The 11,081-nt window shown below is 46.9% G+C and carries 8 protein-coding genes; 4 read left to right on the plus strand and 4 right to left on the minus strand.

Translation table 11 applies throughout. The features are described 5' to 3' along the window. Nucleotides 1-369: 369 nt before the first annotated feature. From C5S62_RS11300 to C5S62_RS11315, 4 genes are all read right to left on the minus strand, one after another. Complete coding sequence (locus C5S62_RS11300; protein WP_104405483.1) at nt 370-2,652, minus strand: inorganic phosphate transporter; 2,283 nt, start codon at nt 2,650-2,652, stop codon at nt 370-372. 131 nt (nt 2,653-2,783) lie between these two features. Beyond that, nucleotides 2,784-3,203: a methylglyoxal synthase gene (locus tag C5S62_RS11305; protein WP_104405484.1), complete on the minus strand. Its 420-nt coding sequence runs from the start codon at nt 3,201-3,203 to the stop codon at nt 2,784-2,786. Further along, the gene (locus tag C5S62_RS11310; protein ID WP_104405485.1) at nt 3,200-4,648 is read right to left on the minus strand and encodes a cell wall metabolism sensor histidine kinase WalK; all 1,449 of its coding nucleotides are present in this window, start codon (nt 4,646-4,648) and stop codon (nt 3,200-3,202) included. The genes C5S62_RS11305 and C5S62_RS11310 overlap by 4 nt, the downstream gene beginning before the upstream one ends. Then, nucleotides 4,632-5,327 (minus strand): response regulator transcription factor, encoded by a 696-nt coding sequence (locus C5S62_RS11315; RefSeq protein ID WP_104405486.1) that lies wholly within the window; start codon nt 5,325-5,327, stop codon nt 4,632-4,634. The genes C5S62_RS11310 and C5S62_RS11315 overlap by 17 nt, the downstream gene beginning before the upstream one ends. Nucleotides 5,328-5,493: 166 nt before the next feature. Between C5S62_RS11315 and C5S62_RS11320 the strand changes: the two genes are divergently transcribed. The 4 genes from C5S62_RS11320 (at nt 5,494) to C5S62_RS11335 (ending at nt 10,565) form a co-directional block, all read left to right on the plus strand. Further along, nucleotides 5,494-8,244, plus strand: coding sequence for a TonB-dependent receptor (locus C5S62_RS11320; protein ID WP_104405487.1), 2,751 nt, complete (start codon nt 5,494-5,496; stop codon nt 8,242-8,244). A 12-nt stretch (nt 8,245-8,256) separates the two neighbouring features. Beyond that, a complete protein-coding gene (locus tag C5S62_RS11325) occupies nt 8,257-9,180 on the plus strand; it encodes a metallophosphoesterase (protein WP_104405488.1) in 924 nt (307 codons plus the stop codon). Nucleotides 9,181-9,291: 111 nt separating this feature from the next. Continuing rightward, nucleotides 9,292-9,987: a sigma 54-interacting transcriptional regulator gene (locus C5S62_RS11330; protein ID WP_104405489.1), complete on the plus strand. Its 696-nt coding sequence runs from the start codon at nt 9,292-9,294 to the stop codon at nt 9,985-9,987. 17 nt (nt 9,988-10,004) lie between these two features. Next, a complete protein-coding gene (locus C5S62_RS11335) occupies nt 10,005-10,565 on the plus strand; it encodes a hypothetical protein (protein WP_133159584.1) in 561 nt (186 codons plus the stop codon). Nucleotides 10,566-11,081 lie beyond the last annotated feature (516 nt).

Consider the following 11,081-nt stretch of genomic DNA (forward strand, 5'->3'; position numbering starts at 1 on the left):
CGACAGGGGTCATTTTTATTATGCCCGAAGGGGTCAAACTCACGCGCCTTTTCCACATGACTGCATCGTCACGGTCAAACAAGACTTTCCGACAGGACTATTGGGAATAATACAACACATTTCCTTGATTTTGTGTCTGCGTATATGCCGTCGCAACATAAAGATGATTCCAGTCAGAGCTATTATCGAGAGAACTGTAACGTACATGATTTATAGAATTTCTTTGATGCAAAGTAACCATATTTATATTTCACGTTTATGTCTGAGATATTAGATAAATATTAAATTTATCAATCAGTTACAATACAAAAAGATGGGAGATATGCACTCCCATCTCAACCTTAGGAACAATCTTTTTTACCTTAGACTTTATGCTGTCGGTACCATAGTTTTGGCAGGGCGTGTGCGGAAATCCGAGTCGCGCAGCTTGGCAAACGCCCGCAGATATTTCCTTATTGACGATACCATTTCTTGCGTTTCCTGAAGCATATTTACATAGACATACAGAACCGCCATTGCCGATGTATCTCCATCGCGGAGCTGGTCATGCACACGGTGATATGTGTCGGAAACAGTATCCTTTATCTCGTCGCAGTGTCGGCGAAGGGTGCTTATCGTATCTGCATCCCCGCTCCCCATGAGTTTGACGGTATCGTTGAACAGTGTACTTATTTGTGTCCGTATCAACTCGTATTCGGTAGTATATCTGGGTGGCAGAGGAAGGAAATTGTTGTCGACATGCTCTTTGCAGATCTCGTTGATGCGGCGCAGGTTGTAAAGTATGCCCATACAGCAGTTGTTGCTGAGATAGAACCAAGTGCTTTTTTCTATCGCCATCTCGCGTGTCAAATGACGCAGGCACAGAGTTTCCTTCCGACGAGCGTTTTTAAGCGTGGTTTTCTGGCGGGCGAGGCTTGACTCCGTTTTGCTCAGCACCCCGGAACTTTCAGTTATGAAAGCCGATGTTATATCCCGGTATTTTTCCTCGGCATAGATCATGAACTTCTCTTGTTGTTCCGTGATATACATCATAAGCAACGACCATGTCTGTGTTTTATCCTGTGTGGATATGATGGTCTGGAACAGCGCGTCACCGTTATCTTCTTCTGTCTTCTTTCTGAACCTCCGGTTGCTGTTGATGATTATGAATATCGTCAAAGCCGCCAACAGAAGCATCACCCACTGACCACCATAGTGCATTGCTGCAACAATCAGTCCTGCGCCGATAAACGCCGCACCCGCAGTAAGAAACCAACCGCCGATTACGGAAATCACGCCGGTGATGCGGAACACGGCACTTTCCCTGCCCCATGCCCTGTCGGCAAGAGAAGTACCCATAGCGACCATAAATGTTACGAATGTGGTTGACAGGGGCAGTTTCAGCGAGGTGCCGAGGGCAATGAGTGCGCCGGCAAGCACGAGATTGACTGAGCCGCGTATGAGGTCGAAAGCCGCACCTTGATCCATAATGGTCTCATCCACATTAAAACGACGGTTGAACCAACGGCGTACTTTCGCGGGTGTGACACGCCTTAACCAAGAAAGGAATGATAAGGTCCATCTTACCAGCCGCCGGGCAATGCGGGAAGAACCAAACATCTCATCGCCACCCTGCTGGCTTCCGAGACCGATTTCAGTCTTGGTCACATTCCGGGCTTTTTTTGACGTTGCAAGTGACACCACCATTATGACTCCGGCACCGATGAGGAAATATATCGGTGTATTTGCTGGGCCGTTAAGTGAATCCATAAGGAAACCTTTGGAGTCCCCTCCGCCGTTAGCCATAAAATCCTGATATGAAGCCAGACCGCTCAAGGGAACACCTATGAAGTTCACAAGGTCATTACCTGCAAATGCCACGGCAAGCGAGAATGTACCCATCAGCACAATTACTTTCAGCACATTAACCTTGCAGACATGGAGCAGTTGCATCAGCACTGTAAAAACTGCGAAACAGGACAGTATGATCAGCGCAGTATTGTTTTTTATCCACGCTTTCAGTTCAGGGGTCATGAAAGAAAGATCTTTAGCCCCTTTAATCAGAAGAAAGTAAACAATCGCAGTTGCACATATACCTCCGAATATTCCTATCTTCCATTTCAGGTTGCTCCGGTAATTGAACGAGAACACCATACGGGATATGAACTGCACCACCGTTCCGAAGAAAAAGGCTATCGCCACCGACAGGAATATTCCAAGAATCACCGACAGGGCTTTCTCCGTGTTAAGCAAGTCATCAAAACCGAGACCGATGCCTCCTGCCATTTTAATCAATGCAACGGCAAAGGTGGCTCCCAGCAGCTCGAAAACCATTGACACGGTTGTAGAGGTAGGCATACCCAGCGAGTTGAACACGTCGAGAAGGATGATGTCCGTGACCATTACCGCCATGAAGATGCAGATAAGGTCATAGAACGAAAAATGCTCGGGACGGAAAATTCCGTGCCGGGCAATCTCCATCATTCCGTTACTCATTGCCGCACCGATGAACACACCGATGGAAGCGACAATCAGGACTCTTTTAAATGATGCCGCCTTAGACCCGATAGCCGAGTTCAGGAAGTTGACAGCATCGTTACTCACGCCTACTGACAGGTCAAACACAGCCAGCAGGAAAAGAAAAATTACTACGCAAAGAAACAGTATTTCCATTGTTATCTCAATTACTTATTCAGCCGCAAAGTAACTAAGAAAACATTTCATGATTATTTCAAAATCCTTAACCATTTATTAAAACTGCCGGACTGACAGAGGGTTTAATTGCGGTCAAACCGTATATAGCTCTATTCGATGGGTTTATATGTAGGGTCTTCCCACAAACGGCTTGAAATCATCAGGTCGGCACTGATGCGGTTGCAGGCAATCGGCACGTTGTGGAGCCGGCATTGACGCAAAAGCATCTGAATGTCCGCCTCGTGGGGCTGCGCATTGAGGTCGTCTATCAAGAAAATAGCGAGGTCAATCTCGTTTCTTACCACCATTGCCGCTATTTCGGCGTCACCGCCCATCGGTCCGGAATTCATACATTCGACTTGTGCATCTATTCCAGCTTCTGAGAAAGCATTCTTTATAAGCCCTCCAGTCGTGCCGGTACATACCAGCTCATGTAGGGAAAGGTATTGGGCGTTGAATTTTACCCAATCGACCATATCGGCTTTGCGTTGGTCGTGAGCTACAAGCGCGATTTTTAGTTTTGTCTTCATTTTGAGTTTCTTGAAAATGTTATTTTGAACAATAATCCGCCTGAGCATTGAGTTTCAGCGGAGATTTCACCGCCATGAAGAATCACAGCGTTTTTCACTATCGAAAGCCCGAGTCCGGTGCCACCGGCCGCTCGTGACCGTCCCTTGTCAATGCGATAGAACCTTTCAAACAGTCTTGGCAGGTGTTCGGGAGGAACGCCGCATCCGTTGTCGGACAATGCAATTACAACTTTATCGTTCTCGATACTGATTAATTCTATTTTTATTCTGGTTCCTCCACTATAAACAATCGCATTGTCTATAAGGTTGTTGAAAACGGCCTCAAGCAGAGAAGCATTACCGGCCATGATTACGTTATGAGAAACAAAATTCTCAATCCTTATGCCCTTTGTGGCAGCGATTATCTGTCGGTCCTCAACCACGTCATTTATTATATCCGTGAGATTAACCTGTTCTTTCAATATAGAGGCGCTTCCGTCGTCCATGCGTGTTAGGAGCGAGACATCGGTCAGAAGCCTTTGGAGCCTTTCTGTATTTGTAAGACAACGTTGCAGGAACAATATCTGCTTTTCATCGCTCATATTCCTGTGTGCCAGCATCGTCTCCACGCTGACCCTGATTGATGCGACCGGGGTTTTCAGTTCATGGTTTATGTTATTCGTGAGTTGCTTTTTGATGCGTTCCTTTTCAAGCTGTTCATGGAGGGCTGCGCGATGTTCGCTGTCCCTGTCAGCGACAGCCTGTTGCAAACGGGCATAAAGGCGGACAATGTGGTTTGAAATCTCGCCAAGCTCGTCATGGGGGAACGGTTCGGTGTCGGAAATCTGGGCACCGTTTTCTACGTTTTCCGCAAATCTGTTCAGCCTGATTATGTGGAGGCCGACCCTTCGGGTTGCGAAATAGCCAAGTACGCACATCACCATTGTGATAATCCCCATAATCCACAGAAAGCCATAATCGGCCTGCAACAGTCCTCTGAATGAAACCGAATATGGCACCGCAGTACGGACAATATTCCCGTCATCGCTCTTTTTCGCCGAGTAAAAATAGTAGTTGCCCGTACTCTCGCTGTGCCGTCTTACAGCGTAGCCCGCCCCATGCCGTACGGCATCCCGTATTTCCTGACGGTCAAGGTGGTTGGTTTTAGGCAGGGAATCAAGTGTGTTGTCATATATTATATGTCCTTTGTCGGAAATTACGCTGACACGGATATCGTCAAACGGTTTGAAATCGTCGAGTCTGATATCCGGGACATCGTGTCCCTCTCTTAGTTCTGTAAGAATATATGTATTGATAAGCTGGAGCTGCTTGTCAATCTCTTCCGCTTTGAATTCCTTTTCCCTATGATACTGAAACACGACAAAGCAGCCTACCATCAGCAAGGAATATCCAAGAAGCCACACGAACAGCCGCTGCGGATAGGAGAGCTTATTCAATGAACCCATAACCGTACCCCGAGCGAGTTACAATATTCTTGCCGTAGATGCCGATTTTCTGGCGGATACGGGTTATGTTCACATCTACAACCCTGTCGAGCACTACAACCTCGTCAGGCCATATCTCGTTAAGCAAATCCGTACGTGTAAAAACCTGCCCCGAATTTGAGATTAGTTTAAGCAATATCTCAAACTCCTTTTTAGGCATTTTCACCTCCGTACCATCAACCGTGCAGGTCCTGTTTTTTGCAGACAGTACCAGCCCCTTGTATGAAACAAGGTCAGAATCAGCCTTGGCAAGTGCGACAGAAGCCGCCGTACGGCGAAGCACAGTCCTTATTCGGGCAAGCACAGCATTAAGAGAATATGGCTTCATGATATAGTCATCAGCCCCGAGATCGAGTCCCGAAATCATATCCTCCTCCGTGTCTTTTGCTGTGCAGAATATGATGGGAACGGAGGCCGTTGCCGGATTCGACTTCATTATGCGTGCCAGTTGAGTCCCGGATATTTCCCCCATCATAATATCGAGGAGTATCAAGTCATAGGCGGCAAGGTTGAGGGCAAGAGCCTCCTCCGCGCTATACGCCATGTCGACCTGATAGCCTTCCGCTTCAAGATTGAATCCAAGGCCGTCACACAGGGCTTCCTCATCATCGACAACAAGTATCTTCTTTTTTGTTTCCATGCCGCAAAATTACTAATAATCGGTTAAATACTGTCCTAATGCTCAAAAGTTTAATAAAAGTTTAATGACACAATTTATTTCATAAAATCTAAACAAATCTGATAACCCCATGAAATATTAGTTGGCGAATTTTGCAGCGTGAATCAGAAACAAAACAACAATCACAATGAAAAAAGTAATGTCAACTTTTTTGGTCGCATTTGCTTCAAGTCTGACCATTATGGCGGATGACAGTCCGAAATACGGACAACTTAAAGGTCGCATCCTTGACAATGAGAAGAACCCGCTGCCGGGGGCGGTGGTTATCATTGACAGCAACAAGCTGTCGGCGGTTACAGATCTCGACGGCTTTTTCTCGTTTGCCAACCTTTCATCCGGGAATCATAATCTGAAAGTAACTTATATCGGTTTTCTTCCGGTCAGTAAAACAATCGTGGTTTCGGAAGAATCAACGGTTGACGACATAGTAATGTCGGATACATCACGGGAACTGAATGAAGTTGTAGTGACCGGCGTTTTCTCCGGGCAGCAGAGAGCCATAAATGCCCAGAAGAATAATATCAATATAACCAATGTGGTATCTGCCGACCAGATTGGCAAATTCCCCGACTCGAATATCGGAGACGCTCTGAAACGTATAAGCGGTATCAATGTGCAGTATGATCAGGGCGAGGCCCGTTTCGGTCAGGTACGCGGCACTCCGGCTGAGTTCAGTTCAGTGACAATCAACGGGTCAAGACTGCCATCGGCCGAGGGAGACACTCGCAATGTCCAGCTTGACCTTATACCGTCCGATATGATTCAGACAATAGAGGTCAGCAAGACACTTATGCCAGATCAGGACGGCGATGCTATCGGCGGTTCTATCAACCTCGTTATGAAAAATTCGCCACACAGATTTACTGTCGGAGCCGTTGCGGGAACAGGCTACAACTGGATAAGCCGTAAGGCGCAGATGAATTTCGGACTCACTCTCGGTAACCGTTTCTTCAATGACCGCTTCGGAGTAATGCTTGCGGCCTCCTATAATAATGCGCCTGCCGGATCCTATAATACGGAATTTATATGGGAAAAGGATGACGACGGCAAAGTCTATGTCAACGACTATCAGATAAGGCAGTATTATGTCACACGAGAGCGACAGAGCCACTCGTTGTCGCTCGACTGGAAGTTCAATGACTTCAACAAGGTCTGGTTCAAGGGTATTTTCAACAACCGCAATGATTGGGAAAACCGTTACAGGACAACACTCAAAGACATTACGCCTGAAGGGAAAGCCGATGTGCGTGTCCAGACAAAAGGAGGTTCGGGTGACGAACGAAACGCCCGTCTTGAACGCCAACGGACAATGGATTTCACTTTGGGAGGTGAAAACCGTGTAGGCATTCTTGGCATGGACTGGAAACTGGGATATGCACGGGCTACGGAGAAACGCCCGAATGAGAGATACATTGACTATCGTCTCAAATCGCAGAGGTTCAGTTTCGACCTGAGTAATCCCAGAGATCCATTTGCCATTCCCGACGAAGGATATACAATGACCTTGAATGATGACTTCTCGCTCAAAGAGCTTACACAGCAGCAGGAAGATATTGTGGAGCAGGACTTCAAGGCGGCACTGGATCTCAAGGCCCGACTTAGCGAACGCTCAAAAATCAAGTTCGGTTTCAAGTTCGTGAACAAGACAAAAGACAAGGAGATAGACTATTACGAATACACTCCGCTTGACAAAAAGGCATTTAACGCGGATGCGCTTGCACATACCACAGACCAAAGTACCGACAGATTCATGCCTTCCTCAAAATATCAGGTCGGCACATTTGTTGACAAGACATTTCTTGGCTCCCTCAATCTTGACGATTCCAATCTGTTTGAGCGAGAGCAGATTGCGGAGGAACTTGCAGGCAATTTCCATGCGAGGGAGAATGTGGCATCAGGTTATGTGCGTATTGATTCCAGACTTTCCGACAATCTTAACTTTATGGGCGGTCTGCGTGTCGAGAATACATCACTGCGCTACATCGGCAGAAATTACGATGATGAATCCAACAGTGTCTCCAAGACCGAGCCTGAGACTTCAAATTATATAAATTTCCTCCCCTCATTATTATTGAAATGGGACATCAACAAGGATTTCATGCTGCGTGCCGGTTATAACCAGTCCATATCCCGGCCAAAATATTCCGCCCTCGTCCCGGGTATGAATATCAAACGTGGCGACAATGAGATAAGGATTGGCAATCCCGGTCTTAAAGCGACTACCTCACATAATTTAGACCTCAACGCTGAATATTACTGGAAATCAATCGGACTTGTGTCCGCCGGAATTTTCTATAAAAGAATAGAAGGATTCATCGTTGATGAGGTGGCTTATAACAAGGAGTATCAAGGTACTGTCTGGACTAAGTTCACACAACCTAAAAACGGTGGCAACGCTAATCTTTTCGGAGTGGAAATGGCATGGCAGCGTGATTTCAGTTTCATCACACCGGCGATGAAGTGTCTCGGACTTTACGCTACATACACCTATACCCACTCACGCATTACCGACTTCAACTTCGAGGATCGTGAAAACGAGAAAGGCCTTAGCTTGCCCGGCTCTCCCGAGCATACAGCCAATCTCTCGCTATATTTCGACAAGTGCGGTTTCTCCGCAAGAGCCTCATTCAACTATGCCTCGGCATTTATCGACGAAATGGGCGCAAGTTCGTTCTACGACCGATACTATGATGCCGTGAAATATCTGGACCTTAACGTCAGCTACACATTCGGGCGCAAAACAAAAATAACCGTATATGCCGACTGCAATAACCTCCTCAATCAGCCTCTGCGCTATTATCAAGGTAGCAAGGACTACACGATGCAGCAGGAATATTACGGAGTGAAACTCAACGGCGGTGTAAAAGTAACATTCTAAAAATACAAAACAATGATTCGTAAATTTCTTATCGCGGCTTTGGCTCTCATCCCCTCTTTTGGAGCCATTGCCCAGACTGAAATCGCCAAAGGCGATGTGAACCTGATGGTTGTGTCAGACCTCGGACGTAATGGTCACTATGACCAGAAGCCTGTTGCCGCGACGATGGGTAGAATTGCAGAACAAATAGGACCCGATGCTATTCTTGCTCTTGGCGACACACATCACTACGGCGGAGTGGAGAGTGTGACAGATCCCTTGTGGATGACCAACTATGAGCTTATCTACGACCACCCGGAGCTTATGGTGAACTGGTATCCCGTTTGCGGCAACCATGAATATCGCGGCAACACCCAAGCGGTTATCGACTATTCCGGCATATCCCGCCGTTGGGAGATGCCGGCAAGATATTACACCAAGACCTTTGAAGATGACGGGACAACTGTCAAGGTGGTATTTCTCGACACTACTCCTTTGATTGACAAATACAGGAAAAAGACCGACACATATCCCGATGCTGTGAATCAGGATACCGAAGCCCAGTTGCAATGGCTCGGAAAGACTTTGACAGAGGCGACGGAAGACTGGATCGTTGTGGTCGGTCATCATCCCATCTATGCCTATACCGACAAGTCGGAATCTGAGCGAACAGATATGCAGAAGAAAGTTGACACAATTCTGCGGAAGCACAATGTGGACATGTATATCTGCGGTCATATCCACAATTACCAGCACATCCGACGCCCGGATTCAAAAATCGACTATGTGGTCAACACATCCGGCTCCCTCACACGGACTCCGAAAGAAATCGAGGGCACCGTATTTTGCAACAATTCTCCCGGATTCTCTGTCCTGACCGCCGACAAAGAGAATCTTAAACTGAATTTGCTCGATAAAGAAGGCAAAACCATACATGTGGTAAGCCACACCAAATAATACATGGCTTATGTGATATTCTGACAAATAACTACAAAACTCAGATACGTTCCATGAAAGAGCATGAAACGTATCTGACTGTGTATTTTAATAATCTAAATTTATCTAACAATGAACAAAATCCTCATTGTATATGCCTCCGACTCCGACCGTCGGCTCATGATTGGCTTGCTTACGCGAGCCGGCTACGAGCCGATAGCAGTCGAGACGATGGAGGCTGCAAAAGACGAGGTGGAGAAACTTCCACCCGGCGCAGTGATTGTCACGGCAATGAAATTCATCCGTGGCACAGCGCAGGAGTTAATCAACTGGCAGAAACGGAAGGGCTACAAATTTCCCGTCATAGCCATCGTGGACAACCTCAATCCGTTGGAGATCGCCGACGTGATGAAAGACGGCGGTGCCGTCAACATCATTCAGCGTCCGGCAATGGACAAGCAGCTTGTTGAAACAGTGGGCAGGTATGCAAGACCGGGCAGAACAATGCTGTTACTCCCTGATGAGCTTATCCCACGCCAAAGCGAGGCATTTGCCGGGATTGAGCGGGCAATAAGAAATATTGCCGCGACGGATGTCAATGCAGTCATCTTCGGCGAATGCGGCTCAGGAAAAGAGCAGATCGCAAAAGAGATTTACAGGCTAAGTTCGCGGTCGCAAAAGCCATGCACCGTCATAGAAGCCGGTGGCGCGGCACTTGTCGGCAACCACGACCCTGCAAATCTGCGCAGTGAAGTCCTTAACCGTATGGAAGGATACTTCAAAAAGGCTGACGGCGGTACAATCATCATCAAGAACGTGAGTTGCTGAACTTCGAGAAACAATCGGTGCTTCTTCACATACTTGAAAACGAGCATCCGAATGTGAGGGTAATCTGCACCGCAGACCCCGAACTTCGCCGTATGGTGTCTGAAAAGACGTTCCGCCCTAATCTGTTCTACATTCTACGCCCGGTTGACATAACAGTGCCGCCATTACGGGAGGTGACCGAAGACATCGTGCCGTTGTCAGACTATTTCCTGACACATTTTGCCCACAGCAAAGAACAGCACAGGAGAAAGCTCGATGCCTCGGCAATCAAAGCGTTGAAGTTGCACCCGTGGCCTGGCAATGTAAGGGAACTGAAAGATACCGTCCTCTATACCGCATTCCATTCAAAGACAGATGTAATATCGGCAGCCGACCTCAATTTCAGCCAGACGGAGCCTGATGCAGATGACAGCCTTGCTCTGCGCAAGCCGCAGAAAGACAAGGAAAAAATCATTGAGGCCTACCGTCACAGTGGTTCTTGGACAGGAGCGGCAAAGCTGTTGGGAATATCGGAACGCGCTCTGATAGAACAGCGTAAGAAACACCGCATCGGCAAGAAGGGCGAGCCGGAGGTTTGATAGCTCATAAAAAATAATTAACTTTGCAGTGTTAAAACAGTAAAGACTGCGGTTGTAGAGTCAATCGCATCAAATTTATAGGATAACATAACTTCCGCATAAGTTCTCTTGTAGATCTGGACAATAATTACAAACAGCCGTAAGTGTGCTGATTATCAGCGGGGTTTGTGGTTTGCGGTGTACTAATAGTGTACTTTTGGGGAATTTGGAGGAAAATGGATTTTAGATTTTTATTGGGCTTTAAGGATATTTAACTGCGCTGATTTTCCTTCATATCCGTGTCAGTACACCTGCATTTTGTGATTTTGAACCGTGGGGTTCCGATATTTTCCCCTGTCTTTTTTACTGATTCGATGCCTACATATCATGGTCGGTGATATGGGCATATCTGCGTTTTTTTCTTTTTCATTGTCTGTTTTAGTCATACACCCGATGCGTGACATCGAATATCAGCATAGCCAAAAGATGGGGTCAAGCCGAAATTCCGGTGCATTTGTTAAAATTCGAGAGCTGAAA

The organism is Prevotella sp. MGM2 (assembly GCF_002933955.1).
In the GTDB taxonomy this organism is placed as follows: Bacteria; Bacteroidota; Bacteroidia; order Bacteroidales; family Bacteroidaceae; genus Alloprevotella.